The sequence below is a fragment of the Amycolatopsis sp. NPDC050768 genome (assembly GCF_040654155.1).
Lineage (GTDB): Bacteria > Actinomycetota > Actinomycetes > Mycobacteriales > Pseudonocardiaceae > Amycolatopsis.
In genome coordinates this window covers 1-26701 of the sequence record NZ_JBFAHL010000011.1, presented here as the reverse complement: position 1 = coordinate 26701, position 26701 = coordinate 1, and the positions used below count along the sequence as shown (strand labels likewise).

Here is a 26701-nt window from a genome sequence, read left to right as displayed (position 1 = left end):
CTGCCGGCGCGCCGTGAACGATCACGGCGGTGAATTCGAGCTGAAGTCTGGGGAAGGTTGTCAGGGGTAGCGCTGAGTGACCATCGGAGACGACAAATAGTGCCACCAGAATTGTTATCCGGTGACACTATTTGTGGTTCTGTCAGATCAGACGAACAACACGCAGCTGGCCTTGTTGTCGAAGTTGTTGTTCGAGAAGTCGGTGTCCACCGAGTTCTTCTTGGCCTCGTAGCCCTGGTTGCCGCCGCAGTTGCTCGAGTCGTAGAGTTTCACGACGTGGCTCGTGTTGTTCTTCATCGAGCTGGCACCGTTGGTGACGAATCCGTTGCCGCCCGCCCACGCGGTCTTGGACAGGTCGATCGCGCCCGCACGGTAGGCGAACTCGATGTGCTGGCCCTTGTAGTCGTCGTCCTCGAACAGGCAGAAGTGCCCGGAGGCGCAGGTTCCAGCCGCACTGGCGGACGGCGCCGGCGCGAGCATCGAGCCGGCGCCCACGAGCACGCCGAGGACCAGCGAAATGTGCTTCTTCATTCAATCGCCTTTCGATGGATAAACCCGGCCGACGGGCCGGATCCGAACAGGCGGGAACGTCCCCAGACGCGTATGGCGAACTTCCCCAGAACTCCCGCCAGTGCGAAAACTATAGCGATCGCTGTTCGGCGCACACCGCCGAAGTGGTGATCGTCACCGACCAGTCGGTATGGTGTTTCGGTGATCGGGAAAAGTGCTCCGCCGCCTTCGCCGAGTGTGACGCTCGGTGGAGTGGTGTCGCATTCCCGCCAGGTTTTGTCGGTGCCGCCGGGCAGACTGGCGGGCGTGTACGAGGACATCGAACGCTGCGTGCGCGCGGTGCAGTCGAAGGACGCCCGGTTCGACGGGTGGTTCTTCACCGCCGTCGTCACCACCGGTATCTACTGCCGGCCGAGCTGCCCGGTCGTGCCGCCGAAGGTCGAGAACATGCGCTTCTACGGCAGCGCGGCGGCGGCGCAGACGGCCGGGTTCCGCGCGTGCAAGCGCTGCCGTCCCGACGTCACGCCGGGATCGCCGTTGTGGAACGAGCGCGCCGACGTAGTCGCGCGCGCCATGCGGCTGATCGCCGACGGGGTGGTCGACCGCGAGGGCGTGGGCGGGCTCGCGGCGCGGCTCGGGTACAGCGTGCGGCAGGTCGAGCGGCAGGTGTACGCCGAGCTGGGCGCCGGCCCGCTGGCGCTCGCGCGAGCCCAGCGCGCCGAAACCGCGCGACTGCTGGTCGAGACCACCGAGATGCCGATGGGCGACATCGCGCACGCCGCGGGGTTCTCGAGCATCCGGACGTTCAACGACACCGTGCGCCAGGTGTTCGCCCTGACACCGAGCGAGCTGCGGTCGCGGGCGTCCGGCGCGCCGTCGTCGCCGGGGGCGCTGTCGTTGCGCCTGCCGTTCCGCGCGCCGCTGTGCCCGGACAACCTCTTCGGCCACCTGGCGGCCACCGCCGTGCCGGGCGTCGAGGAATGGCGCGACGGCGCGTACCGGCGCACCCTGCACCTGCCGCACGGCCACGGCATCGTCTCGCTGGCGCCGACACCCGACCACATCGCGTGCCGCCTCAGCCTCACCGACCTGCGCGACCTGTCGGCCGCGATCAGCCGCTGCCGGCGCCTCCTGGACCTCGACGCGGACCCCATCGCGGTCGACGCCCAGCTCTCCTCGGATCCGGCGCTGGCCCCGTTGGTCGCGAAGAACCCCGGACGCCGGGTGCCACGCACGACGGATCCGGCGGAGTTCGCGATCCGGGCGGTGCTGGGGCAACAGGTGTCCACCGCCGCGGCTCGCACCCACGCCGCCCGCCTGGTCACGGCTCACGGCACGCCCGTCGACGACCGTGAGGGCGGCCTGGGTTTTCTCTTTCCCACTCCGGCCGATCTTGCGGATCTGGATCCTTCGTCGCTCGCGATGCCACAGTCTCGCCGGCGGACGCTGCTGGGCCTCATCGCCGCCCTCGCCGCGGGCGACCTCGACCTTTCGCCGGGCGGGGACTGGGCTCGCGCCCGGGCCGAGCTGTCGGCGCTGCCGGGGTTCGGGCCGTGGACGGTGGAGACCATCGCGATGCGGGCGCTGGGCGATCCGGATGCGTTTGTGCCGACGGACTTGGGGGTGAAGCTGGCGGCTGCGGCGCTGGATCTGCCGACGTCGCCTTCGGCGCTGACGCGGCATGCTTCCGTTTGGCAACCATGGCGGGCCTACGCGGTGCAGTACCTGTGGGCGACGGGTGATCATCCGATCAACTACCTGCCGGCCTAGGGGTGCCTATTCCTGCGGGGCGAGGAAATCCAGGAGGGCTGTGGCGACGGCGTCGGGAGCTTCGAGCCAGGGGACGTGGCCGACGCCCGGCAGCGTCACGCGGGTCGCCGTCGGGAGCGCGGCGTGCAGGGAGTCCACCGCCCAGCGGGGGCGGATGTCCTGGTCACCGTCGACGATGAGGGTGGGAGTGGGCAGGGCGCGGCAGGCTGCGATGAGCTCGGATTCGGTCGGGGCGTGGTGTTTTTCCTCGGCGTTGATGGCGGCGTTGCAGCCGTAGTTGATCGGGAACCAGGGCGTGGCCATCTGCTCGGCGTGGGTGAGGGCGGTCGAGGGATCGGGGAAGTCGGCGGACCATTGCAGGACAGCCAATTCTCGGTCCTCGGCCGGGGTTCGGGCGCGGGAGTTCAGCTCCCTGAGCCGTGAAAGGTCCTGGCCGAGGCGGCCGGCGAGGTTGCGTTCATACGACGGATGCCAGGCGCGACCGAGGCCGGTTCCGGACACGTAAACCAGCTTGGTGACGTAGGCCGGGTGGTCCAGGGCGTAGTGCAGTGCCAACGTCGCTCCCCAGGAATGGCCCAGAACGGCGGCACGGGTCAGCCCGTAGTAGCGACGGACGGCGTCCAGGTCGGCGATCGTCTTCGCGAGCGAGTACGGCCCGCGGCGTTCCGAGCGGCCGCACCCGCGCTGGTCCCAGCGGATCACGCGCAGACGAGTGGCCAGCGCGGCGGCGAGGCCGCCGAACATGTCCCACAGGCCCGGGCCACCGTGGCACAGGATGAGCGGCTCGCCCCCGCCGACGGCCGTCGTCCAGAGGCGAGAGCCGTCATCCGCCGAGATCAGGTCCCCAGGGTGATCCGTAGGATTCAGTCTCGCGGGATCCACCTGGTTCGCGTCCGGATACTCCACGCCGGTCAGCCTCGCATCATCCACGTGCTTCGGCACCGGGCGAACCACGCCGCTCAGCTCCGCATCGTCCATGCGATCCGAACCCGCACCATCCAGCCTCGCGTGACCGGCGCGATCCGAACCCGCACGATCCGCGCGGTCCGGTCCGCAAGATCCGCGCGGTCCGGTCCGCAAGATCCATGCGGTTCAGTTTTGTCCCCAGCCGCGCCGAAACGGGTGGGGACAGAGCGTGGGTTACACGGCAGTCAGCTCCACACAGCCGAAGGCCCTCACTTGAACAAGCCGTTCAAAGCGCCGAAATCCATCGCAGAGTCCAGTTCGTCGTAGGTGCCCGCGCCGAGCATTTCCTGGGCCGCGCGGAGGGCCACGGCGTAGGCGCCCTGGGCCAGCGCTGTGCCGACGGTGACGCGGCGGACGCCGGCAGCCGCGAAGTCCGACGCCGAGGGCGCGCCCGGCCCGGCCATGGCGGCGACCGGCAGAGGAGAAGCGGCCGTCAGCTCGCGAAGCACCGCCAAGTCCACCAAGCCCGGCACGAAGATGCTGTCCACGCCGGCCTCGGCGTACGCGTGGGCGCGCGCCACCACGTCGCCGAAGCGGGCCTCCGGCTTGCCGACGCCGAAGAGGTACACGTCCGTCCGGGCGTTGATCCACAGCTCCGGCAAGCCGGCTGATGCAGCGGCCGCACGGCCTGCCGCCAGGCGTGCGGCCTGGACCTCCGGAGAGAACAGCGAGAGTGTGCCCGCCCTGGAGTCCTCCAGGTTGACGCCGACCGCGCCGGCGGCGATGACCTCCTCGACGGTCGCGGCGACGTCCGCGGGATCGGGGCCGTAGCCGCCTTCGATGTCGGCGGTCACCGGCACCGAGACGGCCCCGACGATCTGCCGCACGGCAGCCGTCATCTCAGAGCGCGTCAAACCCTGGCCGTCACTGCGACCGAGCGCCCACGAGACCCCGCCGCTCGTGGTGGCGATGGCCTTCGCGCCGGCGTGCTGGATGACGGCCGCGCTGCCGGCGTCCCACGCGTTCGGCAGTACCACCATCGGCTGAGCGTGCAGCTCTCTGAACGCCTTTGCCTTGTCCTGCAACGATTCCATGCGATTCCTCCCAGTCGAACCCGAACAAGGGAGGACGCTAGCAGCGGGCACCGACAAAAACTCAGCTCAACGAGATCTCGCTCAGATCGATCGACACCATCACCATCTCCTCCCGGTACGCGCGCCGCCGCGTCGGGAAGCTCAAGCCCGAGAACACGGCGTGGTCGTACACGTACTGCACCCCGGGAAACCCGCCCGCCACGTCGACGTTGTAGTCGTGCCGGCGCAGCAGCCCGTCCGGCCCGAAGAAGAATCGCTGCACCCGCGAGTGGCTCGCCACCGAGTCCGGGAACGTCGCCTCCAGCACGTGCCACCGCTCACCGTTCACGACCACCGGCGCGGTCTCCACGACCGAAAACCCCTCACCCGCCAGGAGGAACGGTGTCGTCAGGTACGTCCACAACGCGTACCCGTTGAAGTACGCGCGGTGCAGCGGGTCCCATGGCGTCGTCAGCCCGTGCCCCGCGAACGACTCGCGCGGGTTGTCGCGCGAAGCAACGACAGTGCCGTCCAGCTTCTCGATCGCGATGCGCCCCGGCTCGAAGCGCGTGCGCTGGTCGGGCGCGCCGAACGGGTGCAACGAACCCTCCTCGCGCACCAGCGACACCGTCATCCGCCGCGGGTTCGGGTCCTGCACGAGGCCCTTCATCGCCCAGAACTCGCCACCGGTCACGATCGTCGCGGTCAGCGAGGTGAACTGGCGCCAGCGGTCGAGGCCGCCGTGGGCATCGAGGACGTCGTCGAGCAGTGCCACGTCAGGCCGCCAGGTCGAGGACGACACGGAAGCGCGCCTGGCCGGACAGCATGCGCTCATACGCCTTCGGGGCGTCGGTCCACGGGACGATCTCGTTCATCGGCCGCACGCCGCGGGCCTCGGCGAACGCGAGGCTGTCCTCGTTCTCGACGGCCGAACCGGTGAGGCTGCCGGACACCGTGCGCGTGCCGAAGATCAGGTCCGTAGTGCCGATCGACAGCGGGTCGGGCGCCGCGCCGACGACCACCAGCCGCCCGCGCGGCGCGAGCCCCGCGACCAGCGGCGACATGGACGTGCCACTCGAGGCCGTCGCGACGATCGCCGCCGCGCCGCCCAGCTTCTGCAGCTGCGCGCCGGGGTCGGCGGCGGTGCTGTCGACGTACTCGTCCGCACCGAGGCGGGTGGCGAGCTCGGCCTTGTCCGTGCCACGCGCGATCGCCGCGACGCGGTAGCCCAGCGCCTTCGCGTACTGCACACCGAGGTGGCCCAGCCCGCCGATGCCCTGCACCGCGACCAGCGAGCCCGGACGCGCGTCGAGCTTGCTCAACGCGCTGTACGTGGTGATCCCCGCGCACAGCAACGGTGCGGCGTCCGAAGAGGACAGTCCACTCGGGACGCGGACTAGGCCGGTCGTACGGGCGTAGGCGTATTCGGCGTAACCGCCGTCGACGTGCGTGCCGGTCCACGGCTGGTCGGTGCAGTTGACGAAGTCGCCGCGCCGGCAGGACTCGCACTCGCCGCAGTGCCCGCCCAGGTAACCGATGCCCACGCGCTCACCCACGTGCCACGCCCGCACACCCTCGCCGACGGCGTCGATCACCCCGACGATCTCGTGGCCGGGCACCCGCGGCACGTCCGGGTCGGCGCGCATCCCCTCGACCGCCAGCACGTCGGAGTGGCAGACGCCGCAGTACTCCACTTTGACCCGCACCTGCCCGTGCGACGGCGCGACGAGCTCCCGCTCGCTGAGCGCGAACTGGCGGGTGCCGGTGACTTCCAGAGTTTGGTAAGTTGTCATGAATTGAATATGACCGGTCGTCTTACTCACTGTCAAGGGCCACACCCGAATCGAGCACCCGCGTTTTTCAGGGCAGGTCGAAGCCCAGTTCCTTGGCGGCGTCGACCGGCGTCGGCTGCGCCCACCGCTGCGCGACGGACTGGTGCGTCGACAGCGAACGCAGCTCCGCACGGTCGAGATAGAGCACGCCACCGAGATGGTCGGTCTCGTGCTGGACGATGCGCGCCGGCCAGCCCGCGAACTCCTCGTCGACGGCCGCGCCCGTCTCGTCCTGCGCCTCAAGCCGGACGCGCAACGGCCGCGCGACCACGGCCTGCCAGCCGTTCACGCTCAGGCAGCCCTCGAAGAACGCGACCCGCTCCGAGCCCAGCGCCGTGTACCGCGGGTTCACCAGCACGCGAAACGGCAACGGCCCGATCCCCCGCACTGCCAGCACCTCGGGCGGCGTGTTCGGCCGCTCGTAGTCCTCGACCACGGCGAGCTGCACCGGGAGCCCGATCTGCGGCGCGGCCAGCCCGACGCCGGGCGCCGCGTGCATCGTCTCCTTCATGCCCTCGATCAGCCCGGCGAGCGCGGCGTCACCCAACTGGCCTTCGTAGGGCGCCGCGGCCGTGCGCAGCACCGGGTCACCGGCCTGGACGATGGGCCACGGGAGCGGCTGGGCGAGCAGTTCGTCCACCAGGTCGGCGAGCACGCTGGGGGCACCTTCCTACAGCAGGGAGCCGAACACCACGTCGAAGAAGTCGTCCAGCGGGGCGACGCTCTTGGCCACCTTGGTACGGATGATCGCACCCTCCCACGCGTCGAGTACGAACCGCCCGAGCAGCTCCGGGTCCTTGTCGCCCTTGACCTCGCCGGCGGCCTGCGCCTGGCGGATGGAGTCGGTGATGCTGTCCGACCAGTGCGTGAGGCTCTCCCCGACCTGCTTGCGGATCACGGGACTGTGGTCGGCGCGCTCGGAACCCATGTTGCCGATGAGGCAGCCGCGGGTGAACTCGTTGTCCACCAGCACGTCGCGCATCACGGTGAACCGCGCGCGCAACGTTTCGAGCGGACCGAGGTCGCCGTGGCCGTCGCGCCAGCCGGAGCTTTCGGCGTAGCGCGCGACGACCTCCGCGCCGAGGTCTTCCTTGCTCTTGAAGTGGTTGTAGAACGACCCCTTGGGCACGCCGGCCGCCCGGGTGATGGTGTCGACCGAACACGCGGCGAAGCCGTAGCGGTGGAACTCGGTGACCGCGGTGTCGACGATCACCTCACGAACGCTGGGACGTGGCATCTGTCGATTATATGACCGGTCGTCTCGGCTGTCGACCAAGCTGCCCTGACCAGGGTCGGAGGCGGGATCCACGGCCGATCTCGCACCCGCCTGACCGCTTCCGGCATGCTGGGCTCCGTGGCCTATGACGTGAACGCGATCCGCAAGCATTTCCCCGCCCTTACCGAAGGGGCTGCGCACTTCGACGGGCCCGGGGGCTCACAGGTGCCGGACGTGGTGGGGGAAGCCGTGGCGGCCGTCCTCTGCTCCGCGATCGCCAACCGGGGAACCGTGACGCCGGCCGAGCGGCGCGCCGACGGGGTCGTGCGCGAGGCGCGCCAGGCGGTGGCCGATCTGCTCGGCGCGAAGCCCCAGGGCGTCGTCTTCGGGCGCAGCATGACGCAGGTGACGTACGACTTCTCGCGCACGCTGGCCAAGACGTGGGAGACCGGGGACGAGGTCGTGGTCACGCGGCTCGATCACGACGCCAACATCCGGCCGTGGGTGCAGGCGGCGGCCACGCGTGGAGTCACCGTGCGGTGGGCCGACTTCGACCCGACGACGGGTGAGCTGCCGGTCGAGGCGGTCACGGCGCTGCTGACCGACAAGACGCGGCTGGTGGCCGTGACGGCGGCGTCCAACCTGCTCGGCACGCGGCCGGACGTCGCGGCGATCACGGCGAAGGTGCGCGAAGCCGGGGCACTCAGCTACGTCGACGGGGTGCACCTCACACCGCACGCCACGGTCGACCTCAAAGCACTCGGCGCCGACTTCTACGCGTGCTCCGCGTACAAGTTCCTCGGCCCGCACCTCGGCGTGCTCGCGGCCGCGCCCGAGCTGCTGGAGACGCTGCGGCCGGACAAGCTCGTGCCGTCCAGCGACGCCGTGCCGGAGCGCTTCGAGCTGGGCACGCTCCCCTACGAGCTGCTCGCCGGCACGACCGCGGCCATCGACTTCCTCGCCAATCTGGTGCCGGCCGAGGGCACGCGACGCGAGCGCCTGGCCACGTCGCTGGCCGCGCTCGAGGTCCACGAGCAGGAAATGCTGCAGCGCCTCGACGACGGGCTCGCCGCGCTGCCCCGGGTGGTCCGCTACGGCTCCCCGAGCCGCGAGCGCACGCCGACCGTCCTGTTCTCCGTGAAGAACCACGAGCCCAAGGCCGTGTACGAACACCTCGCGAGCCACAACGTCAACGCGCCGGCCGCGAGCTTCTACGCCATCGAGTGCTCCCGCCACCTCGGCCTCGGTGACACGGGCGCGGTCCGCGCGGGCATCGCTCCGTACACGACGGCGGCCGAGGTCGACCGGCTGGTCAGCGCGGTAGCGGAGCTGTGACCGCCGTCCGGCGCACGTAGACCGCGCGGATGTCGTGGATGGCCGCCGGGTCGGTGAACGGGTTGCCGCCCACCGCGAGCACGTCGGCGTCGAAGCGCCAGGCGGCCCTTGCGGTGGCCCAGCCCGCACACCCCGGCGGCCACAGACGTCGCGGCACGGAAGGTGTCCACTGTGGACATCCCGGACAGTTCCAGCATGTGCACGCACGAGTTGCCGGAACGGCCAGTACGGCGGATACCGGCAGTCGCGCCACCCCAGGCCGCGGCAGCCCGGCCCGGCGCACGACCTCGGCGGCCAGCCGGCTCTTGCCCACGCCCGGCTCGCCGGCGAGCAACACGACGCGCCCCGATGCCGTCCGCTGTGGCCCGGGCGTGCGCGTCGAGCACGGCCGGCTCCCGCTGCCGCCCCACGAAGCCGGCTTCGTCTGTGTTGCCTCCCGAGGTAACCGTCCACCCCGTCGATCGTCACCGCCGTGAGGAGTGTGTCAGTTTTCTCCGGTTTCGGGTCACGCGTCGGCGACGGTCCGGCGCACGGTCGTGCGCCGGTCGTCGACCGAGCCCCACTGGTCGCCGTACGTGCTGGCCTTGATCCGGTCGCTGCGCAGCACGTCGTGCGGGAAGCCGAGAGACGGCCGGCTGAGCTCGTCGAGCCGAGCAACCCGAGACGCGTCCAGCACGACGTCCGCGCTCGCCAGGTTGTCCCGCAGCTGCGCCTCCGAACGCGCGCCGATGAGCGGGATGATCCCGCGCTGCCGCAGCCACGCCAGCGCCACCTGCGCCGGCGACCAGCCGCCTTCCCGAGCGATGGCGACGACCTCCCGCACCACGGCGTCGTTGTCCTCGCCAGGTCGGAACGTGCCGCCGAGGTCGAGCCGGCCCGGTTCGCCACGCAGGTACTTGCCCGTGAGCCGCCCTTCGGCGAGCGGTCCCCACGCCAGCACCGGCAGGTCGAACACGTGCGCCATCGGCAGCAGCTCGCGCTCCGGCGTGCGTTCCAGCAGGTTGTAGCGGATCTGCAGGGCGACGAACGGGGACCAGTCGCGCAGCTCGGCGAGTGTGTTGGCCTGCGCGACCTCCCACGCGGGCCAGTCGGAGACACCGACGTAGAGGACCTTGCCCGCGCGCACCTGGTCGTCGAGCGCGCGCATCACCTCGGGCACCGGTGTGAGCGTGTCTCGCACGTGGACCCACAGCAGGTCGACGCGGTCCGTCCGCAGGCGGCGCAGGCTCGTTTCCAGGGAGTCGACGAGGTTCTTGCGGTGGTTGCCCGCCGAGTTCAGGTCGCCCGCGCGGGTCTGGGCCGTGTACTTCGTGGTGAGCACGAACCGGTCGCGGCGGCCGTCGAGCAGCTCGCCGAGGATGCGTTCGGACGAGCCCTGTGTGTAGGTGCTCGCGGTGTCGAGGAAGGTGCCGCCGGCCTCGGCGTAGAGGTCGAGCAGCCGCGCGCTGGTCTCGCGCGGCGCGCCCCAGCCCCAGTCCTCGCCGAAGGTCATCGTGCCCAGGGCGAGCTCGGAGACCCGCACGCCCGTTTTGCCCAGCAGTGTGTAGCGCATGCGTCCACGGTGCGGCGGCCGCGAACGCCGGCGCCACGGCGCGTTCGTCCGTAGGACCACCAGTACCACGCTGGCCGGTTCTCGCGCGGGCGCCGGCCGGCGTGATACTGCCGGACATGACCGAGCTCGCCGACTTCCTGCGCGCCAGCCGCTCGCGCGTGCACCCGGGCGACGTCGGGTTCGCCGCCGACGCCAAGCCGCGGCGGGTGCCGGGGCTGCGGCGAGAGGAGGTGGCGCAGCTGGCGAACGTGAGCGTCGACTACCTCGTGCGCCTGGAGCAAGGCCGCACCACCAACGTCTCGCGCGGGGTGCTCGAATCGCTCGCCGACGCGTTGCAGCCGGCGCCCGACGCGCGCGAGTACCTCCTGACCATCGCCGGCCCGGCCGACCCCGCCCCGCCCGTCGGGGAGGTCCGGGACCAGACGCGGCGGCTGCTCGCGTCACTCGACCTGCCGGCGCTCGTGGTCGGGCGCGCGCTCGACGTGCTGGCCTGGAACCCGGTCGCGGCCGCGTTGTTCGCCGAGTTCGGCGCGCTGGAGCCGGAGCGGCGCAACATGGTGCGGATGGTGTTCCTCGACCCGGACTACCGCGCGATGGTCGCCGACTGGCCGCAGGTGGCGCGCGAGTGCGTCGCCTATCTGCGCCGCGACGCCGGACACTATCCGGACGACCCGCGGCTGGCCGCGCTCGTCGAGGAGGTGTCGGCGGCCGACCCGGACTTCCGCACGTGGTGGGTCGATCACCGCGTGCGGATGGCGGGGTTCCGGCGCAAGACGTTCCTGCATCCGCGCGTCGGGCCGGTGACGGTGGACTCGCAGCGTCTCGGGGTGGAGACCGACCCCGGTCAGTTCGTGGTGGTGTACTCGGCCGAGCCCGGTTCGGCGTCGGAAGCCGCGTTGCGCAGCCTCGCCGAGATGGCGTTGACCGGCTGAGTTCCGTTGTGGAACTCTCGGGGGCATGAGCATCGACGTCGTGGCCGGCGAAGCCGTCACCACCGTGACGATCAACCGTCCGGACAAGCGCAACGCGCTGACCACGGCCCTGTACTCGGCCCTGGCCGAAGCGCTGGAGACCGCGGCCACACCGATCGTCGTCCTCACCGGCGCCGGCGGCACGTTCACCGCGGGCAACGACCTGGGCGATTTCCTCGCGCACGACGAGGGCAGCGGGGACGACACACCCGTGCGGCGTTTCCAGGAGGCGCTGCTCGCCACGCGCGCGGTGGTGGTGGCGGCCGTCGACGGCCCGGCCGTCGGCATCGGCGCGACGCTGCTGCTGCACTGCGACCTCGTGTACGCGACCGAGCGCAGCTACCTGCAGTTCCCGTTCACGTCGCTGGGCCTGGTGCCGGAGTACGGCAGCAGCTTCGTGCTGCCGCGCCTGCTCGGCCCGCAGCGCGCCGCCGAGCTGCTGCTGTTCGGCGACCGCGTGCCGGCCGCCGAGGCGCACCGGCTGGGGCTCGTCAACGAGGTGCTGGCCGACGCGGCGGCGCTGGAGGCCCGCGTCGCCGACCGGACGGCCGCGCTGGCCGCGCAGCCGGCTTCGTCGCTGGCGCTCACCCGCGAGCTGCTGCGCGATACCGAGAACACCAGCGTGCCCGCGCGGATGGACGTGGAGTCGCAGCACTTCGCGAAGCTGCTGCACGACCCGGCGACGGTCGCCAACCTGCGCGCGAAGCTCCGACGCCGTTACCAATCCGACCAGAAGTAGGCGGGAATCCAGCAGGACGTGACTGCGTCCAGCAACCGTTCCCGCCGTGACTGTGGTCGGATTGGTAACCGACAACGCATCAGGCGAGCTTGCGGCGGCGCTTGTCCACGGCGCCGTCGAGCAGCGGCCGCAGCTCCTCGACGATCGAGTCGAGCGGGGCGACGTCTTGCTCGGCGCGCGCGAGCACGATCGCGCCTTCGAGCGAGCTGATCATCAGCACGGCCAGCGAAGCCGCGCGCGTGGGAGATACGCCCATCTGCTCCAGTGCTTCCACGAGCGGTTTACGCCATTCGGCGAATGCGCCGGCCGTACTCTCCCGCAGCTTTTCGCTCATCGCGGCGGAATCGGCGACCGTGGCGACGATCGGGCAGCCGTTCCCGAATCCCTGATCGGCGAATTCGGCGCGCCACGGCGCGACCATCGCGGCGAAGAGGTTGCCCGGCGTCGCGTCTTCCAGCGATTCGGCGTTGCGGCGCACGCGGCGCGCGGCGTACCTGCCGGCCCAGGCGACCGCTTCGGCGACGAGCTGCTCCTTACCCCCGGGGAAGTAGTGCTGCAGCGACCCCCGCGGTGCGTTCGCGTGGGTCACCACGTCCCGCAGGCCTGTACCGCCGACGCCCTGCGTCCGCAGCAGCTGCGCGGCGCTGAACACCATCCGGTCCCGCGCCGGCCTCTCCGACTCCGCCACCGACAACCTCCTTCATGACGCTGGTCATGCTAGTCGGCACGACCCGTTCGAACTCCTTCTCGCCCCGCTCGAATGTCGCGACCGGGCGGAAGCCGTGTGCGCGCAGCAGGCCCTCGGCCGGCGCGTTGCCGACCTGGACGGTGGCGTGCAGCGTCCAGCCCGCCCATCGGACGTCCTCGGTCAGGCTGCGCACGAGCGCGCTCGCGATGCCGCGGCGGTGCCAGGCGTCGGCCACGAGCACCGCGAGCTCGGCCCGGCGCTCGCCTTCCGGCACGAGGTTGACCAAGCCGACCGCAGCGTCGTCGACCTTGGCGACGAGGGCCGCGCCGGCGAGCAGGAACGCGCGGTAGCGCACCAGGACCCAGTCGGGCGCCGGGCGCACGGGCAACGTGAAGCGCCACGCGAGGCTCTCCGGCGAGCACGCTCGCACGAGTCCCTCCACGGCACCGGCGGTCGCCGGCTCGACGGTCACTATGACAGCTGTCATGGCCCATGGGTAGCACGGTTTTCCTGATCGACTCACTATGACGGACGTCATAGTCGTGCTCACGCTACCGACACGGCCGGCCCCGACCGAGACCCACACCGCCCAGTCGAACGGTGGGACATGACCGGTTCCGGGTAATCCGATTTCACTTCCCGTGTGCGCCATCACCCAGTGCGCTGAAAAATGCCGGCAATTCATGCGTGGAACACAATCTGTCGCGCCGTGAGCCTTATCGGGTGAAAACCGTTCCCGAAACCTTCCGACCTCGTGATTCTTCTCTATCTTCTAATCTAATCTTCTCGAAACAGTGCACGAAGGGGACGCGGTCATGACCCAGTCGATCGAAGCTCCGGCGAAGGAATTCTGCGTCGACTGGGAGATGGAGGGAAACGACGGCGGCCGTGTGAACGTCACGCTGTCGGGTCACGTGAGCCTGCTCGACGGCAGCCGCTTCTACAAGGTCGACGGCGTGCTCTACATCGCGGAAGGCGCCGAGTACTGCCGCGAGGTCGGCAACCCGCGCCTCTACGTCCGGCGCAACGGCGTGGAAGCCAGCGGCCGGCACTGGGGCTGGGAGACGATCAGCTCGCGCAAGACCGCCAACCGCCTCTGCACGATGGACGGGTACTTCGTGCGCACCGGTTACTGGGCCCCGTCCGACCGGTCGATCCAGCTGAGCATCGTGGCTGAGCACGGCATCACGCGACGCAAGTCATACAGCGGTACGGCGACCGTCCGGCTCGTGGACTGACGCAGGTTTCCGGGCTCCGCATTCAACGCGTGGCGAGCATCGGGCAAGTCGATCACGACGTGAAGTGACGGCGTTCACCCACAAGTGGGGTGAAGACCTTGAGCGTGCTGAGGAACACACCGTTTTCCCAGGAAAATCAAAGAAAACGTTGTGCTGGACACAGCGCGCGCGGGCGTGTACGAGGACCATGGAGCCCATGCGGAACAAGGCTCGGGCTGGCAGACCACCTCTTCTCTTCACTCGTTTCCTACGACGACTGGGATTCGCGCGGAATCCGCTCGTGCGGCGCTCCGACCGGATCGAGGGTCTCCTCGCCGGCCTGGCCGCGCTGATCGCGATCTTGGCGCTCCCGCTCGTGGTACTGCTCGGCAATGCCGACGTCCCCCACGAGACCGCGGCGTCGGACGCGCAGCTGCACGCGCGCCACCAAGTCACCGCGACCGTGCTCGCGCCCGCGCCGAAGACGGCGTCGATGGGCGACAGCGCCCCGATCGCCCACAGCTCTCGAGTAACCGCCAACTGGCAGCTGCCGAACGGCTCGCCGCAGACCGGCGTCGTGACGGTGCCCGCGGGCGCCGGCAACCCCGGTTCGCAGGCGCCGATCTGGCTGGACGACAACGGCAAGCAGACCACCGCCCCGCTCACCCACGCCGACGCGGTGACCAACGGCGTGCTCGTGGGCACCTTCACGTGGCTCTGCGCGATCGGCCTGCTGGCCGGCGCGTTCTGGATCGCCCGGCGCGTGCTCGACCACCGGCGCGCGATCCGCTGGGCCGACGAATGGGCACAGCTCGCCGGCCCGGAGGCAGTTCGCTGAAGCCGGCTGCCTCCGGGCCCCGGCCGGCGGACCGGCGGAGCGACACCCCCAGCGCCGCCCCGCGGCAGTGCAACGCCTACCGCTAAGCCTGTGTTGGCGAGTTAACTAACAGCTAACTCGCACTGCTCACAGTCTTGTGTAGGGGAGCCCTGATTGTCAACTGTCAGCTAATCTGGGATAGTCGACCTAGCTGAGAGCAATCAGTCGCTGACCGGAGGGGGCGGACATGTCCAGTGACTCGAGTGATGACACTCGGCCGACGTTGGCCTCCAGGCTCGACGATCTGTTCCGCACGGTGCGCCCGCAGGGCAAGCACTGGACGAACGCCGAGGTCGTGACCGAGCTCAAGCGCGTGTCGCCGGAGCTGAAGGTCGGCTCGGTGTACCTGTCGCAGCTGCGGTCGGGCAAGCGCACCAACCCGTCGCAGGAGCTGTTGGCGGCGCTGGCGAAGTTCTTCGGGGTGTCCGTCGCGTACTTCTTCGACGAGAAGGTGGCGGGCGACGTGCTGAGCGAGCTGGCCGCCATCGAGGCGATGCGGCAGGCGGGCGTGCGCGCGGTCGCGATGCGCGCGGCGGGGATGCGCGAGGAGAACCTGCAGGCGATCACCACGATCATGGACCAGTACCGCCAGATGCAGGGCCTGCCGCCGGTCAGCGACGAAGCGGCGGGCTGAGCATGGCGGAGGAGCGTCGCGACCAGCTCAAGCGGATGCGCGAAGAGGGCGCCCGGCGGATCGCCGAGCTGGATCTGCCGAAGGGCTGCGACCTCCCGACTCTGTGCGAACGGCTGGGCACCATCCGCGAACGGCCGATCACGCTCGTGCCGATGCCCATGCCGGCCTCCCACCCGTGCGGCATGTGGGTTGCGGCGCAACAAGAAGACCTCATCTTCTTCGACGCCAACACCACCGGCGCACACCAGGAGCACATCATCTTGCACGAGCTCGGTCACATCATCTGCTGCCACCGCGGCTCGGGCCTGCTCGACGACGAGAGCGCCCGGTCCCTCTTCCCCAACCTCGACCCGGACATCGTCCGCGACATGCTGATGCGCGCCACCTACGACGACGCGCAGGAGCAGGAGGCGGAGATCATCGCGTACCTGCTGTCCGAGCGGATGGGCGTCGTGCCGGCTCCTGCCCCGGCCGCGAAGGTCCCGGCGGCGGAGGAGAAGCCGATCGACCGGATCGAGCGGATGCTGCTGTAGAGCTCACTTCTCCCGCAGCCGGGCGAGTTCCGTGGCCACCGTTGTCGTCGTGTATTCCAGCTGCGCCGCCTCGTGGTCGCTGGTGAGGAAGAAGCGCAGGCGGGTCTGGGATTCGTCGACGGCCGGGTGGAGGATCGGGTCGACGATGATGCCACGGTCGTAGAGGGCGCTGGCCAGGCGGAGGGTTGTGGTGGAGTCGCCGATGACGCAGGGGACGATGGGCGTCGCGGAGGCGGAGCCGGTGGGCAAGCCGGCGGCCTGGGCCAGCCTCAAGAAAGACGCGGAGTTTTCGCGGAGGCGAGCCAGCCGCGAGGGTTCTGCGCGCAGGACGCGCAGGGCGGCCAGGGAAGCGGCGGCGCTGGCGGGCGTGAGGCCGACGCTGTAGACGAAGCCCGGCAATGAATACCGCAGCCACTGGACCGTTCGCGACGAGCCGGCCAGGTAGCCGCCGCAGCCGGCCAGGGACTTGGACAGCGTGCCCATCCAGAGGTCGGCCTCGGATCGCTCGACGCCGAAGTGTTCGCCGACGCCGGCGCCCGTGGCGCCGACCGTGCCGATGCTGTGGGCCTCGTCGACCATCAGCAAGGCGCCGTAGCGCTTCTTGACCTCGATCAGGCCCGGTAGGTCGGCGAGGTCGCCGTCCATGCTGTAGGCGCCCTCGACCACGATGAGCACGCGGCGGAACCGAGCGCGCGTGCGGCGCAGGATGTCTTCGAGCTGCGCGACGTCGTTGTGCGGGAACGGGCGGCGCGTCGCTCCGGAGAGGGTGCAGCCCTGCAGGATGCTGTCGTGCGCGAGCGAGTCGTGCACGATGAGGTCGCCGGGGCCGACGAGGTGGCCGATGGCGCTGACGTTGGTGGCGTGGCCGCTCACCAGCGCGAGGCAGTCGTCCGTGCCGAGGAACGTCGCCAGCTCCGTCTCCAGCCCACGCGTGAGGTCGCGGTCGCCCGCGAGGAGGCGGCTGCCGGACACCGAGGTGCCATAGCGTTCCACGGCGTCGTGCACCGCGGCCGTCACGGCCGGGTGGCCGGAGAGACCCAGGTAGTTGTAGCTGGAGAACGACAGGTACTGCCGGCCGCCGACGGTCGTCGTGCTGGTCAGGAGACCTTGGTGCTTGCGGAAGTACGGGTTCGGCACGCCGAGGTCCGAGAACTCCCGCAGCCGCGCGTCGATCGCCGCGGCCTCGGGGAAGTCGTCGATCGACGCCGTGGCGGGGTCGAACGCGACGGTCTCCGAAGCCAGTGGCACGGGCACCGGCACGGCGGGCGTGATGAGCCCCGCCACCGCACCGGCCGTGACACCGCGCTCCTGCTCGATCTCGAAGCGCTGCCCGGGGAAGCGCTTGCGGAGGTTGGCTTCCAGCTCCGTCAGCATGAGGGAGTCGAACCCGAGATCGTCGATCAACGCGTGCCCTGCGCACAGGTCACCGACCGGGAACGCACTCGTGCGCGCGACCTCCTCCAGCACCACGGCCAGCACGTCCCGCGACGACGGAAGTCCCTGTGGCTCAACGGGTTCCGCGGACGAGACAGCACTCAGCGGCGGCAACGACTGCGCCTTCAGCCGCTTCGCCTCGTCGACGACCCAGTGGTGACGCGGGCTGAGCGGGCTCGGCGGCAGCGTGCACGGCGGCGTCCGGCCGATCGCGGGCCGCAGCCCGGCGCCGGTCACGGCCAGCGCGGCCAGCTCCAGCAGCGGCAGTTCCGGCGCGGGCACCTCGGCGCCCGGCGCCACGACCCCCGCGTACGTCGCCGGCGCCAGCTCCCCCGCCGTCCCGGATTCCAGTGCGACGGACGCCGCCACCAGCTTCGACACCGCGTCGCCGGCATCGTCGGCCACCACGGCGAGCCGTTCGGCGAACAACGCGCGACGCGCCAAAGTGGACGCCACCGCGGCCAGCGGCAGCGGATCGCGCGAGAGCACCTCCGCGACCTCACGCGCGTGCCGGGCCAAGCCCGCCCGGTCGCGCGCGGTCAGCAGCAGCAACTGCGGACCATCAACAGAAACCGTTGGCACCGCAGGGGATTCCTCGAGCACCACGTGCACGTTCGTCCCACCGAAGCCGAACGCGCTCACCCCCGCGCGGCGCGGACCGTCGGCAGTCCACGGCGTCACCTCCCCGGCCACCCGCAGACCGGCCTCGTCGAGCGCCAGGTGCCCGGCCGGCTCGAAGTCCGGCTGCGGCAGGATCTGTCCCTTGTGGACCGACAACACCGACTTGATCAGCCCGGCGATCCCCGCGGTCCCGAGCGAATGCCCCACCACGGACTTCGCGGCGCCGAGGTACGCGGGAGTGGTCGCGTCGCGACGCAGCTCGCCCAGCGCGTTGATCTCCACGTCGTCGCCCACCGACGTCGCCGTGCCGTGCGCTTCCAGGTACCCGACGGAGCCAGGCTCCACGTCGGCGTCGCGGTACGCGCGGCGCAACGCCAGCAGCTGGCCCGACTCCTGCGGCATCATGCCGCCCTTGACCGTGCCGTCGTTGGACAGCCCGACGCCGCGGATCACCGCGTAGATCCGGTCGCCGGCGGCCTGCGCGTCGGCCAGCGGGCGCAGCACGAGCACGCCGGCACCTTCACCCAGCACGAACCCGTCGGCCCGGCTGTCGAACGGCCGGCACTCGCCGGTGCGGGAAACCGCACCGATGCGGCACAAACCCACCAGCAGGTCCGGCGTGAGCACCAGCTGCGCACCACCGGCCACGGCGATGCGGCAGCGGCCCGCCCGCAGCGCGAACACCGCGTTGGCCACCGCCGTGAGGCCGCCGGAGCAGGCGGCATCGAGCGCGTAGCTTTCGCCGTGCAGGTCGAACACGGAGCTGATCGAGCTCGGGCCCATGTTGAGCAGCAGCCCGGCCATGGCCGTGGCGTGCAGACCACCGACGGCCGAGCCCGCCTCCGCCAGCTCGGCGCCCGCCGAGCGACCGAACTCGCCGCCCGCGAGCTGGCGCAGGCGAATGTGAAGCGTGCTCATCTCGCGGTAGCCGCTCTCGGACAGCGACATGATCACCGACGTGTCTTCGCGCTCGAAGCCGCCGGCCTCCCAGCCGGCGTCCTGCAGCGCTTCGCGCGTGAGGTCGACCAGCAGCCGGTGCTGCGGGTCGAGTGATTTCGCGCGGCGCGGCGGGATGCCGTAGTGCCCGGCGTCGAAGTCGCCGACGTCGTCGAGCAGCGCCATCTTGTCGGAGTACGCGGCCGAGGTGTCCCGGAAATCGTCGTTGTAGAACGAGTCCCGGCACCACCTCGAATCCGGGACGGTCCTGAACTGAGGCTTCGGCTCACTGAGCAGATCCCAGTACTCGTTCACGTTCCGCGCACCGGGAAAACGGCACCCGATGCCGACAATAGCGATGTCCGGTCGATTTCCGATTTCTTGCGCAGCAGATCCCCAAGACGCCATGACAGAACTTCCTCGCGCCGATCGCCCACCCAGTAGGTGAGAGATTGCCCCGTGGCGATCGGATTTTCAAGAGCGTCCCGGAATTCGTGCGAAAATCCCCGACCGCAGGTCAACCCACGGTAGCCGACCGATCACGCCACCAGCTCACCGTCGCCGCCGCCTGCTCGCCGAGCGGGGTGGCTTCCTCGCCTGAGAATTCCGTGAACGCACGGGAATCCACCACGAACGGGCGGTCGAACTGGTAGCGAACCTCCTGCAGTTCTCGCAGCAAAGGCGAAAACGCGGCCGCCATCCGCAGCAGCGGCGCCGGAAGCCGTTGTACGCCGACCGGCGGCACACTCGCTGCTTCGCACAGCACGCCGACCATCACGCGCGACGAACGCGCCGGCAGCGTCGGCACGTGCCACGCGCGACCCCACGCCTTTTCCTCCGCGGCAACGCGCACCAGCGTGCGCGCCACGTCGGGGATGTAGGTCCAGCTGTGCGGCGCGTCCGGGTCGCCCATCACCTGAACCTTGCGTCCCTTCAGCACCGCCGGCACCACTCGCGCGCCCAGGTGCCCACCGTCGGTCACGCCGGGGCCGAAGAAGTCCGACGCCCGCACCTCGGCGGCGCGAATCCGGCCCTGCTCGTGCAGATCGTGCAGCTGCTTCCACAGCTGCACGCGCACGCGGCCCTTGGGGCCCGTCGCTTCGAGCGGCAGGTCCTCGGTGATCGGACCTTCGACGGGCCCGTAGGCGTACAGGTTCCCGAGCGCCACGAGGACGGCGCCGGTCGCCTCGGCCGCCGCGGCGGTGGCGGCGGCCAGCGGCGGCCAGTCGCGCGTCCACCGGTGATAAGGCGGGCTCGCGCACTGGTAAATCGCGTCAGCACCCTCAGCTGCGGCGGTCAGTGCGGCGCTGTCGGTGGCGTCGAGCACCACGTGCTCGATCCCCGCTTCCTCCGGTCGCGGCGACCTGCCGATCACCTTCACCCGCTCGCCCCGTTCGGCGAGCAGCCTCGCCGTCGCCGCCCCCGCCGGGCCGAACCCGATCACCACGTGAAGACTCATGCGCCACACCATAGTCAGCCCGGTGAGCGGGATTGGCTTTTCAGGTATCCGTAACTTCGGGTTCACCGCGAACTTCTTCGGACAGTTGTCCGTAAACCTCTCGGATGCCTCACGACACCCTCGTGAAATGACTCGCGATTAATCGGATTCACAGGGACTTCTCAGTGGTCTTCACTCAAGTCTTCACTGTGGCCGGAGCCGCTTTTCGGACCCTAGGCGGCCGACTGGCGTTGGTGTAGGGTCGCCGATCATGGACAGTTCCGACAAGGATGCCTATGTCTTCTGAAGATCTCCCCCGGCTCGTCAAGGACACGGCTCGCCGTCAGCTCGCCGAGACCGGTGCGACCGGTCTGACGCTGCAGACGGTGGCCGTCGAAAGCGGCGTGACCGTGGCCGAGGTGCAACCGTTTTTCGGAGATCGTGACGATCTCCTGACCGCATTGATCATCGACGCTTACAACGCCTCCGGCGGGGCCATGGAACAGGCCGATCCCGGCGAGCGGGAAACGGATCCCGGCGCGCGCCTGCTGGCCGTCACCCGCGCATTGCGCGAATGGTCGCTCGCGAACCCGGCCGAGTTCGCCTTGCTCTACGGCTCGCCCGTGCCCGGCTACGCGGCACCGGAGACCACCGTGGGCCCGGCTTCGCGCACGCCCGCGGCGCTCGCCGCGGTGCTGCGTTCCGCGCTGGCGGCGGGATCCCTCACGCCGCCGAGCCGGCCGCTGCCCGGTCCGACGCTTGTGACCGCCGAGGCCGTCGCGCTCTTCGGCGGACAGCCCGAGGCTCCGTACGGCGATCTGCTCGAACGCGGGATCGTGCTGTGGAGCAACCTGATCGGCCTGCTGGTGTTCCAGGTGTTCAGCCGTACGCACGACAGCGTCGCCGACCAGTCGGCCTTCTTCGACTACGCGGTGGCCGTGGCGGCGGAAGCCGTCGGCCTGGCCGTGCCGCTCGAAGGAAGCCGGCGCGAGGCCGTGAACGCCTGAATCTCGAGTTACTAATCCGGCCAAAAGCAGGCCGACCCCCCACGCGGCGCGTAACCGTTGCTACGAAGCCATTCGGCCGTGACTGTGGTCGGATTAGTAACAATCGATACAGAACACAACTGGGGTGGTCTGGTGTGAACGCGCTGAAGATCGTGCTCTTCGCGTCGTCCGCGGTGTCGTCGTACGCCGCGTTCCTCTACAAGCTCGCGTCGATCCGGCGCGGCTGGGGTGACATCGGGTACGTGACGATGATGGTGACGCTGGTACTGCAGTGCCTCACGTTCACGATGGGGGCGGTGTCGCTCAGCATCGTCACGTTCTTCGGCGTGCAGAACCTGGCCATCCTCGTGCTGCACCTCTCGGCGGTCGCCTACTGCATCAGCGCGCAGATCCTGCTGATGCAGTGGGCGAACCCGCTCTCGGAGGTGCGGCGCGCGATCCGGGCGTGGATCATCGCCGGCGTCGTGCTGTGCGTGGTGCTCACAGCGTTGTTCTTCATCGGCAATCGCCCCGGCACGCCGGCGTCGGCGTTCGGCACCGGCAGCAGCAATCCGGTCATCCTCGTCTACCTGCTGCTGTTCATCGTCTCGCAGGCGGTGCCGTGCGTGACGATCTACCGCCAGTGCATCCCATACGCGCGAAGCACCACGAAACCGTGGCTGCGCCGCGCTTTGCGGATGCTCGCGGTCGGCGCGGTGGTGCTGTTCCTCTACTGCGCCGCGCGCACGGTGAACATCGTGAGCCCCATGTTCGGCCTGTCGGTCGGACCGTGGGCCATCGCGGCGTCGCTGTTCAGCGCGCTCGGCATCGTGATCGTGTCGCTGGGGCTGACCATGCCGTCGTGGGGCGGGCACGTGTCGAACCTCCTTGCGTGGGGCCGGAACTACAGCTCCTACCGCGCGCTCTACCCGCTGTGGCACTCGCTGTACGAGTCGTCGCCGGGCATCGCGCTGGAGCCGCCGTCCGGTGCCGACCGCCAGTGGTCCGACCTGCACTACCGCCTGCACCGCCGCGTGATCGAGATCCGCGACGGCTGGCGGGCGCTGCGGCCGTACATGGACCGCGCCGAGTCCTCCCCGGCCGAAGCGCCGGACCAGGCCCTGATCGAGGCCACGAAGATCAAGCACGCGCTGCGGGCGAAGAACTCCGGCGTCACCCCCGCACACAGCCAGGACAACGGCAGCTTCGGCGACCACGACGCCAAGACCTTCGCCGCGGAAGTCGAGTGGCTCACGCAGGTTTCGGCCGCCTACGGCCGACTGGACTGAACCACTTTCGTCCGAAGTGGACCGCGGCTCAGGCCTGGACCAGTTCGCTGCGGTCGTGCGGCAGGTCGGCCAGCAGCGCGTCGCCCTTCACCAGCCACGAGACGCCGAACGCGATCACCGCGAGGGATTCCAGCCACACCGTCGGGTGCAGTGAAGCCGTGGCCGCGTCGAAGAAGAGCCCGTTGATCACGATCAGCACCAGTGCCACCAGCATCACGCCGCCACACACGCGGTAGACGACGTTGCGCACGGCTTTGCGCGAGGTCGGCGACGTCTCGTCGGACTTGGTGAACAGGAAGAAGCAGAAGAACGCCAGCGTGAGGAAGAAGATCGCGGCGAACACGAGGTGCGCCACTCCCACAGCCCGCTCGGTGCCCGTCGGCGAGGCCGGGCTGGTCGGGAAGAGCGCGACGCCGATGGCGGCGACCGCCGCGACGTTGCCGGCGATGTCGTCGATCCGCCCGTAGCCCCGGTAGGAGACGAGGAAAACGCCGATGGCGCACATCGTGCCGACGAAGACGTCGCGCAGGTCGCTGTAGTAGTAGCCGCTCAGCGAACCCTGCAGGCCGCCGCCTTGCAGCAGCTCCTTGCCGATGATCACGACGAACGGCAGCGCGAGGCCGAGCACCCCGATTGCTCGGCGGAGGAAGAGGAACGAGCGCACGAGGGTGTTCACGGTTGCCTCCCCGGTGTGGTCCACACTTATTTTTACCGGGTCGGCCTGGTTTTCACAGGGTGACTGGAGTCGTTCCCAAAACGTTGTCGAGCTCGGCGAGCAGCCGGGCCTTCGAGCGGGCGCCGACGATGGTGTGCACCGGTTCGCCGCCGCGGAACAGAATCAGTGTGGGCAGCGACATGACCTGGTACTTCCGCGCCGTCTCGGGGTTCAGGTCGGTGTCGATCTGGCGCACCGTCAGGGAATCCGCGCGCATCGCCGCGATCTCGGCCGGCATCGGCGCGATCATCCGGCAGGGCGGGCACCACTCGGCCCAGAAGTCGACGAGCACCGGCTTGTCGTGGTCGAGGACGTCGGCGGCGAAGGTCGCATCGGTGGTCATCGGATCTCCTCGGCAACACAGGGGTCGTGCCGGGCCGAAGCCTCGGCGAGCTTGTCCATCAACGCGGTCCGCACGGCGCCGAGGTCGGCCAGGCACTTCTCGACTTCCTCGAGCTTGCGCCGGTACACCTCGACCGAAGCCGGGCAGGCGTCGCCGGACTTGTGGCCGGTGCGCAGGCAGTCGACGAACGGGCGGGTGTCTTCGAGGGTGAACCCGACCGTGCGCAGCGTCTGGATCTCGCTGACCAGCCGTAGATCGTTCTCGTCGTACTCCCGGTACCCGTTCGCCGACCGCCCCGCCGGCAGCAGCCCCTGCGCCTCGTAGAAGCGCAACGCCCGTGGTGTCGTCCCCGCCCGCCGGGCGAGCTCGCCGATCCGCATGCGTCCGACGGTAGACCTTGACGTGCGCGTCAAGGCAACCTCTCAACCCGCGAGCTTGCCGGTGTACTCCTGGTACTGCACCGCGTTCGCCGCCCGGGTGCTCATGTAGTCGAACACCTTCCCGAACACCGGGCCGGTCAGCATGCGGTACATCCGGTTGCGGCTGCGCAGCTTCTTCTCGTTCTCCGGCACGAGGAACCCGCCCGAGCCGGCACCGTTCTTGTGGCCGATGTGCGCCGGCTTGCGCAGGCGCTGCTCGTACTTCTCGAACGCGGTCACGTGGTCGCCGTTCGCGGCCGCCAGCTCACCGGCGAGGATCTGCGCGCCCATCATCGCCAGGCCCGTGCCGGAGCCGCCGGGGCCGGCGCACCACGCGGCGTCGCCGAGCAGCACCACACGGCCCTTCGACCACTTGTCCATGCTGATCTGGCCGATGGTGTCGAAGTACAGGTCCGGAGCGTCGTCGACCGCGCCCAGCAGCCGAGGCAGCTCCCAGCCCGCGCCGGCGAAGACGTCGGCCACGATCTCCTTCTGCCGCTCGAGGTCCGGGCGGCCGTAGCCGCGCGGGTCGCCGCGGAAGAACAGGCCGACGTTCACGGTCTCGGAGTCGCGTCCGCTGTAGACCATCGCGCCGCGGCCCGGCTCGCTGTAGATCAGGCCGCTGTGGTCCAGTCCGAGGTGGTTCCGCGCGGTGAAGCCGGCGACGTGGTAGCCGAGGTCCTTGCGAAAGCGCGACTCCGCACCGAAGGCGGCCGTCCGCACGCCCGAGTGCACGCCGTCGGCGCCGACCACCAGGTCGAACCGGCGGGGCGCGCCGTGGCGGAAGGTCACCTCGACGCCGTCGGCCGTCTCGGTCAGCGACGTGACGCGGTCGCCGAAGACGTACTCGGTGTAGTCCACGGTGCGGTCGTAGAGGATGCGGGCGAGGTCGCCGCGCAGGATCTCGAGCTCGCCGCTGGCGAACGAGCTGGGCACGGTCACGATCGGCTTGCCCGCCGAGTTCAGCAGCAGCTGGTCGCCCATCGCGGTCTCGTACTTGCGCAGCTCCTCGGTGAGCCCCATCGCGTCGATCAGTTTCATCTGCTCGCCGCGGAAGTCCACGGCCTGGCCGCCGGGCCTCAGCGCCGGCGCCGCCTCGACGACGGTCACGGAGTAGCCGTGGTGGTGCAGCCAGAAAGCGGCCGACGGCCCTGCCACGCTGGCACCGGAAACGAGCACGGTCTTGGTCATCGCTGGAGTCCCTTCTCGGGGTTCGGCGTTTCGATGACGCAAGACTGCGGCCCGGCGCTGACCACGCCCGCACGGTGCGCTGACGGGGGTGGTGCGCGCTCGTCAGCAGGGGTCGAGGCGACCGTCAGCGCAAGCCGCGAACACCCGAAACCAGCAGGTCGACGCCTCGCTCGAAGTACGAGTCCTCGTCGCCGCACACGGCCAGCGCGTCAGCGGCGGCCGCGACGTTCGGGAAGCGCTCGGGCGGCAAAGCGGCCAGCGCGACCCGCTTGCGCTCCACTGCTTCGTCGCGCGAAGACGCGGGGTGGACGTCGGTGGCGCCGGGCTCGGCCGTCACGAGGGTGACGCCGGCGCACAGCAGGTAGCCACCGAGCTCCGCGGCTTCTTCGGCGGTGAAGCCGGCTTCGCGCAGCAGGCCGAGCACGTGGTCGGCCACGGTGAGGCCGGCGTCGGACTCGAGGATGCGCGGCGGGACGAGGCCGGCGACCGCGGGGTGGGGGCGCACGGCGGCCAGCACCGCCACGAGCGCGGCCCGCAGCCGCGTGTCCCAAGGCCCGTCGGAATCCGGCAGCGAGACGTCCGCCAGCAGGCGTTCGGCCAGGCCGGCCACGAGCTCGTGCTTGTCCTTGAAGTGCCAGTACAGGGCCATCGGCGTGACGCCGTGGTCCTGCGCGAGGCGGCGGATCGTCAGCGCGTCGAGGCCTTCGCGATCGGCGAGCGCGAGGGCGCCGTCGACGATCGTTTCGCGGCTGAGCTTCTCGCGCGTTTTGGCCACGAACCCGACTTTACCTCGTACAGGGGCCGTCTTCGTCGTCCGCGTTGAGGCGCGAGACCATGCGGTCGAAGACGCGTTCCAGTACCTCGAGCTCGTCGGGTTTGACCTGCTCGAAGAAGTACCGCCGCACGGTCTCCACGTGCTCGGGCGCGGCCGCCTCGATCGCTTCGCGCCCGGCCGGCGTGAGGCGCACCATGGCGCCGCGCGCGTCGTCCGAGCAGTCTTCGCGCGTGACGAGGCCGCGTTTCTCCATCCGGCTCACGTGGTGCGACAGCCGGCTGCGGTCCCACCTGATCTGCATCCCGAGGTCGCGCATGCGCAGCACGTCGCCGGGCGCCTCGGACAGCGGCACCATCAGCGTGTAGTCCGGGCCCGAAAGCCCCGCGTCGCGCACGAGCTGCCGGTCGATGGCGCCGTTCAAGGACCGCTGGAGCAGGTGGAACAGCTTCCAGACGTGCAACTCGCGCTCGTCGAGCCAGCGTGCGTCCGTCATGAAGTGAGTCTACCCAATTTGTTGACGTATCACTCTATTGTTTGCCCCGCCTCCGGCGGGGCGTGCGAGATCGCCTAGGAGCCGGCGTCTCGATCGGGCGGTCGGATCGGCCGGGGTCCTGGCCTTGGTACATGCTTCGTCGGTGGTCCCCCGAGAGAACGATACAGCGATCGTTGCTCGTGATTTCGGCTTGACCTCGATAGAGACC

30 protein-coding genes are annotated in these 26701 nt (G+C 70.0%); 10 read left to right on the top strand and 20 right to left on the bottom strand.

Annotated features, from left to right (window positions below; genetic code table 11):
* Positions 1-147: 147 nt before the first annotated feature.
* Both AB0H62_RS29470 and AB0H62_RS29465 read right to left on the bottom strand, forming a co-directional pair.
* Entirely contained in the window at positions 148-531 is a 384-nt protein-coding gene (locus AB0H62_RS29470) for a peptidase inhibitor family I36 protein (RefSeq protein ID WP_360589552.1), read from the bottom strand.
* Positions 528-830 (bottom strand): hypothetical protein, encoded by a 303-nt coding sequence (locus AB0H62_RS29465; protein WP_360589550.1) that lies wholly within the window; start codon positions 828-830, stop codon positions 528-530. Before AB0H62_RS29465 ends, AB0H62_RS29470 begins: the two co-directional genes overlap by 4 nt.
* Here AB0H62_RS29465 and AB0H62_RS29460 point away from each other — a divergent pair.
* Complete coding sequence (locus AB0H62_RS29460; protein ID WP_360589548.1) at positions 817-2280, top strand: AlkA N-terminal domain-containing protein; 1464 nt, start codon at positions 817-819, stop codon at positions 2278-2280. The genes AB0H62_RS29465 and AB0H62_RS29460 overlap by 14 nt on opposite strands.
* 6 nt (positions 2281-2286) lie before the next feature.
* Here the strand turns inward: AB0H62_RS29460 and AB0H62_RS29455 are convergent, their stop codons facing one another.
* The 6 genes from AB0H62_RS29455 to AB0H62_RS29430 all read right to left on the bottom strand — a co-directional run bounded on the left by AB0H62_RS29455 (position 2287) and on the right by AB0H62_RS29430 (position 7328).
* Positions 2287-3258: an alpha/beta hydrolase gene (locus AB0H62_RS29455; RefSeq protein ID WP_360589546.1), complete on the bottom strand. Its 972-nt coding sequence runs from the start codon at positions 3256-3258 to the stop codon at positions 2287-2289.
* 197 nt (positions 3259-3455) lie between these two features.
* Positions 3456-4280, bottom strand: a complete 825-nt coding sequence (locus AB0H62_RS29450; protein WP_360589544.1) for an isocitrate lyase/phosphoenolpyruvate mutase family protein — start codon at positions 4278-4280, stop codon at positions 3456-3458.
* 61 nt (positions 4281-4341) lie between these two features.
* Entirely contained in the window at positions 4342-5061 is a 720-nt protein-coding gene (locus AB0H62_RS29445) for a hypothetical protein (protein ID WP_360589542.1), read from the bottom strand.
* Complete coding sequence (locus tag AB0H62_RS29440) at positions 5036-6052, bottom strand: alcohol dehydrogenase catalytic domain-containing protein (RefSeq protein WP_360589540.1); 1017 nt, start codon at positions 6050-6052, stop codon at positions 5036-5038. Before AB0H62_RS29440 ends, AB0H62_RS29445 begins: the two co-directional genes overlap by 26 nt.
* Positions 6053-6119: 67 nt before the next feature.
* Complete coding sequence (locus AB0H62_RS29435; protein WP_220243558.1) at positions 6120-6746, bottom strand: peptide deformylase; 627 nt, start codon at positions 6744-6746, stop codon at positions 6120-6122.
* A gap of 15 nt (positions 6747-6761) precedes the next feature.
* On the bottom strand, positions 6762-7328 hold the full coding sequence (locus AB0H62_RS29430) for a TetR/AcrR family transcriptional regulator (RefSeq protein ID WP_220243559.1): 567 nt from the start codon (positions 7326-7328) through the stop codon (positions 6762-6764).
* Between the two features lie 117 nt (positions 7329-7445).
* Between AB0H62_RS29430 and AB0H62_RS29425 the strand changes: the two genes are divergently transcribed.
* Complete coding sequence (locus AB0H62_RS29425) at positions 7446-8642, top strand: cysteine desulfurase-like protein (RefSeq protein ID WP_360589538.1); 1197 nt, start codon at positions 7446-7448, stop codon at positions 8640-8642.
* Here the strand turns inward: AB0H62_RS29425 and AB0H62_RS29420 are convergent.
* Together AB0H62_RS29420 and AB0H62_RS29415 are read right to left on the bottom strand one after the other, a co-directional pair.
* A complete protein-coding gene (locus tag AB0H62_RS29420) occupies positions 8620-8799 on the bottom strand; it encodes a hypothetical protein (RefSeq protein ID WP_360589536.1) in 180 nt (59 codons plus the stop codon). The two genes, AB0H62_RS29425 and AB0H62_RS29420, sit on opposite strands and share 23 nt — an antisense overlap.
* A gap of 348 nt (positions 8800-9147) precedes the next feature.
* Positions 9148-10194, bottom strand: coding sequence for an aldo/keto reductase (locus tag AB0H62_RS29415; RefSeq protein ID WP_220243562.1), 1047 nt, complete (start codon positions 10192-10194; stop codon positions 9148-9150).
* A 116-nt stretch (positions 10195-10310) separates the two neighbouring features.
* Between AB0H62_RS29415 and AB0H62_RS29410 the strand changes: the two genes are divergently transcribed.
* Both AB0H62_RS29410 and AB0H62_RS29405 read left to right on the top strand, forming a co-directional pair.
* Positions 10311-11126, top strand: coding sequence for a helix-turn-helix transcriptional regulator (locus tag AB0H62_RS29410; protein ID WP_360589534.1), 816 nt, complete (start codon positions 10311-10313; stop codon positions 11124-11126).
* A gap of 25 nt (positions 11127-11151) precedes the next feature.
* The gene (locus AB0H62_RS29405; RefSeq protein ID WP_360589532.1) at positions 11152-11904 is read left to right on the top strand and encodes an enoyl-CoA hydratase-related protein; all 753 of its coding nucleotides are present in this window, start codon (positions 11152-11154) and stop codon (positions 11902-11904) included.
* 79 nt (positions 11905-11983) lie between these two features.
* Here the strand turns inward: AB0H62_RS29405 and AB0H62_RS29400 are convergent, their stop codons facing one another.
* Positions 11984-12493, bottom strand: coding sequence for a TetR family transcriptional regulator C-terminal domain-containing protein (locus AB0H62_RS29400; RefSeq protein ID WP_360589896.1), 510 nt, complete (start codon positions 12491-12493; stop codon positions 11984-11986).
* Positions 12438-13079: a GNAT family N-acetyltransferase gene (locus AB0H62_RS29395; RefSeq protein ID WP_360589530.1), complete on the bottom strand. Its 642-nt coding sequence runs from the start codon at positions 13077-13079 to the stop codon at positions 12438-12440. Before AB0H62_RS29395 ends, AB0H62_RS29400 begins: the two co-directional genes overlap by 56 nt.
* Positions 13080-13407: 328 nt before the next feature.
* On the opposite strand from AB0H62_RS29395, the gene AB0H62_RS29390 reads away from it, so the two are divergent.
* The 4 genes from AB0H62_RS29390 to AB0H62_RS29375 all read left to right on the top strand — a co-directional run bounded on the left by AB0H62_RS29390 (position 13408) and on the right by AB0H62_RS29375 (position 15853).
* Positions 13408-13830, top strand: coding sequence for a hypothetical protein (locus AB0H62_RS29390; protein ID WP_220243567.1), 423 nt, complete (start codon positions 13408-13410; stop codon positions 13828-13830).
* Between the two features lie 280 nt (positions 13831-14110).
* Positions 14111-14647, top strand: coding sequence for a hypothetical protein (locus AB0H62_RS29385; RefSeq protein ID WP_360589527.1), 537 nt, complete (start codon positions 14111-14113; stop codon positions 14645-14647).
* 226 nt (positions 14648-14873) lie between these two features.
* Positions 14874-15320, top strand: coding sequence for a helix-turn-helix domain-containing protein (locus tag AB0H62_RS29380; protein WP_220243569.1), 447 nt, complete (start codon positions 14874-14876; stop codon positions 15318-15320).
* A 2-nt stretch (positions 15321-15322) separates the two neighbouring features.
* Positions 15323-15853 carry a toxin gene (locus AB0H62_RS29375; protein ID WP_220243570.1) on the top strand — a complete coding sequence of 177 codons (531 nt, stop codon included), beginning with the start codon at positions 15323-15325 and terminating at the stop codon, positions 15851-15853.
* A gap of 3 nt (positions 15854-15856) precedes the next feature.
* On the opposite strand, the gene AB0H62_RS29370 is transcribed toward AB0H62_RS29375, so the two are convergent.
* Entirely contained in the window at positions 15857-19252 is a 3396-nt protein-coding gene (locus AB0H62_RS29370; protein WP_360589525.1) for an aminotransferase class I/II-fold pyridoxal phosphate-dependent enzyme, read from the bottom strand.
* Positions 19253-19361: 109 nt separating this feature from the next.
* A complete protein-coding gene (locus tag AB0H62_RS29365; RefSeq protein ID WP_220243572.1) occupies positions 19362-20303 on the bottom strand; it encodes an NAD-dependent epimerase/dehydratase family protein in 942 nt (313 codons plus the stop codon).
* A 275-nt stretch (positions 20304-20578) separates the two neighbouring features.
* Between AB0H62_RS29365 and AB0H62_RS29360 the strand changes: the two genes are divergently transcribed.
* On the top strand, positions 20579-21289 hold the full coding sequence (locus AB0H62_RS29360; RefSeq protein ID WP_220243573.1) for a TetR-like C-terminal domain-containing protein: 711 nt from the start codon (positions 20579-20581) through the stop codon (positions 21287-21289).
* Between the two features lie 134 nt (positions 21290-21423).
* Entirely contained in the window at positions 21424-22557 is a 1134-nt protein-coding gene (locus AB0H62_RS29355) for an MAB_1171c family putative transporter (protein ID WP_220243574.1), read from the top strand.
* A gap of 28 nt (positions 22558-22585) precedes the next feature.
* Here the strand turns inward: AB0H62_RS29355 and AB0H62_RS29350 are convergent, their stop codons facing one another.
* The 6 genes from AB0H62_RS29350 to AB0H62_RS29325 form a co-directional block, all read right to left on the bottom strand.
* Complete coding sequence (locus AB0H62_RS29350; protein ID WP_220243575.1) at positions 22586-23233, bottom strand: DUF998 domain-containing protein; 648 nt, start codon at positions 23231-23233, stop codon at positions 22586-22588.
* Positions 23234-23285: 52 nt separating this feature from the next.
* The gene (gene trxA / locus AB0H62_RS29345; RefSeq protein WP_360589522.1) at positions 23286-23615 is read right to left on the bottom strand and encodes a thioredoxin; all 330 of its coding nucleotides are present in this window, start codon (positions 23613-23615) and stop codon (positions 23286-23288) included.
* Positions 23612-23995, bottom strand: a complete 384-nt coding sequence (locus tag AB0H62_RS29340; RefSeq protein ID WP_220243577.1) for a MerR family transcriptional regulator — start codon at positions 23993-23995, stop codon at positions 23612-23614. Before AB0H62_RS29340 ends, trxA begins: the two co-directional genes overlap by 4 nt.
* 42 nt (positions 23996-24037) lie before the next feature.
* Positions 24038-25225, bottom strand: coding sequence for an FAD-dependent monooxygenase (locus AB0H62_RS29335; RefSeq protein WP_220243578.1), 1188 nt, complete (start codon positions 25223-25225; stop codon positions 24038-24040).
* Positions 25226-25349: 124 nt separating this feature from the next.
* Positions 25350-26000: a TetR/AcrR family transcriptional regulator C-terminal domain-containing protein gene (locus tag AB0H62_RS29330; protein WP_360589519.1), complete on the bottom strand. Its 651-nt coding sequence runs from the start codon at positions 25998-26000 to the stop codon at positions 25350-25352.
* Positions 26001-26010: 10 nt separating this feature from the next.
* Positions 26011-26493 (bottom strand): MarR family winged helix-turn-helix transcriptional regulator, encoded by a 483-nt coding sequence (locus AB0H62_RS29325; RefSeq protein WP_220243580.1) that lies wholly within the window; start codon positions 26491-26493, stop codon positions 26011-26013.
* Positions 26494-26701: the final 208 nt, after the last annotated feature.

Coding starts and splice junctions, on each gene's coding strand:
- AB0H62_RS29415 (WP_220243562.1), bottom strand. CDS start 10,194: ATGCGCTACACACTGCTGGGCAAAACGGGCGTGCGGGTCTCCGAGCTC.
- AB0H62_RS29390 (WP_220243567.1), top strand. CDS start 13,408: ATGACCCAGTCGATCGAAGCTCCGGCGAAGGAATTCTGCGTCGACTGG.
- AB0H62_RS29375 (WP_220243570.1), top strand. CDS start 15,323: ATGGCGGAGGAGCGTCGCGACCAGCTCAAGCGGATGCGCGAAGAGGGC.
- AB0H62_RS29335 (WP_220243578.1), bottom strand. CDS start 25,225: ATGACCAAGACCGTGCTCGTTTCCGGTGCCAGCGTGGCAGGGCCGTCG.
- AB0H62_RS29455 (WP_360589546.1), bottom strand. CDS start 3,258: ATGGACGATGCGGAGCTGAGCGGCGTGGTTCGCCCGGTGCCGAAGCAC.
- AB0H62_RS29380 (WP_220243569.1), top strand. CDS start 14,874: ATGTCCAGTGACTCGAGTGATGACACTCGGCCGACGTTGGCCTCCAGG.
- AB0H62_RS29440 (WP_360589540.1), bottom strand. CDS start 6,052: ATGACAACTTACCAAACTCTGGAAGTCACCGGCACCCGCCAGTTCGCG.
- AB0H62_RS29430 (WP_220243559.1), bottom strand. CDS start 7,328: ATGCCACGTCCCAGCGTTCGTGAGGTGATCGTCGACACCGCGGTCACC.
- AB0H62_RS29340 (WP_220243577.1), bottom strand. CDS start 23,995: ATGCGGATCGGCGAGCTCGCCCGGCGGGCGGGGACGACACCACGGGCG.
- AB0H62_RS29410 (WP_360589534.1), top strand. CDS start 10,311: ATGACCGAGCTCGCCGACTTCCTGCGCGCCAGCCGCTCGCGCGTGCAC.
- AB0H62_RS29470 (WP_360589552.1), bottom strand. CDS start 531: ATGAAGAAGCACATTTCGCTGGTCCTCGGCGTGCTCGTGGGCGCCGGC.
- AB0H62_RS29360 (WP_220243573.1), top strand. CDS start 20,579: ATGTCTTCTGAAGATCTCCCCCGGCTCGTCAAGGACACGGCTCGCCGT.
- AB0H62_RS29370 (WP_360589525.1), bottom strand. CDS start 19,252: ATGGCGTCTTGGGGATCTGCTGCGCAAGAAATCGGAAATCGACCGGAC.
- trxA (WP_360589522.1), bottom strand. CDS start 23,615: ATGACCACCGATGCGACCTTCGCCGCCGACGTCCTCGACCACGACAAG.
- AB0H62_RS29325 (WP_220243580.1), bottom strand. CDS start 26,493: ATGACGGACGCACGCTGGCTCGACGAGCGCGAGTTGCACGTCTGGAAG.
- AB0H62_RS29365 (WP_220243572.1), bottom strand. CDS start 20,303: ATGAGTCTTCACGTGGTGATCGGGTTCGGCCCGGCGGGGGCGGCGACG.
- AB0H62_RS29465 (WP_360589550.1), bottom strand. CDS start 830: ATGTCCTCGTACACGCCCGCCAGTCTGCCCGGCGGCACCGACAAAACC.
- AB0H62_RS29395 (WP_360589530.1), bottom strand. CDS start 13,079: ATGACAGCTGTCATAGTGACCGTCGAGCCGGCGACCGCCGGTGCCGTG.
- AB0H62_RS29405 (WP_360589532.1), top strand. CDS start 11,152: ATGAGCATCGACGTCGTGGCCGGCGAAGCCGTCACCACCGTGACGATC.
- AB0H62_RS29450 (WP_360589544.1), bottom strand. CDS start 4,280: ATGGAATCGTTGCAGGACAAGGCAAAGGCGTTCAGAGAGCTGCACGCT.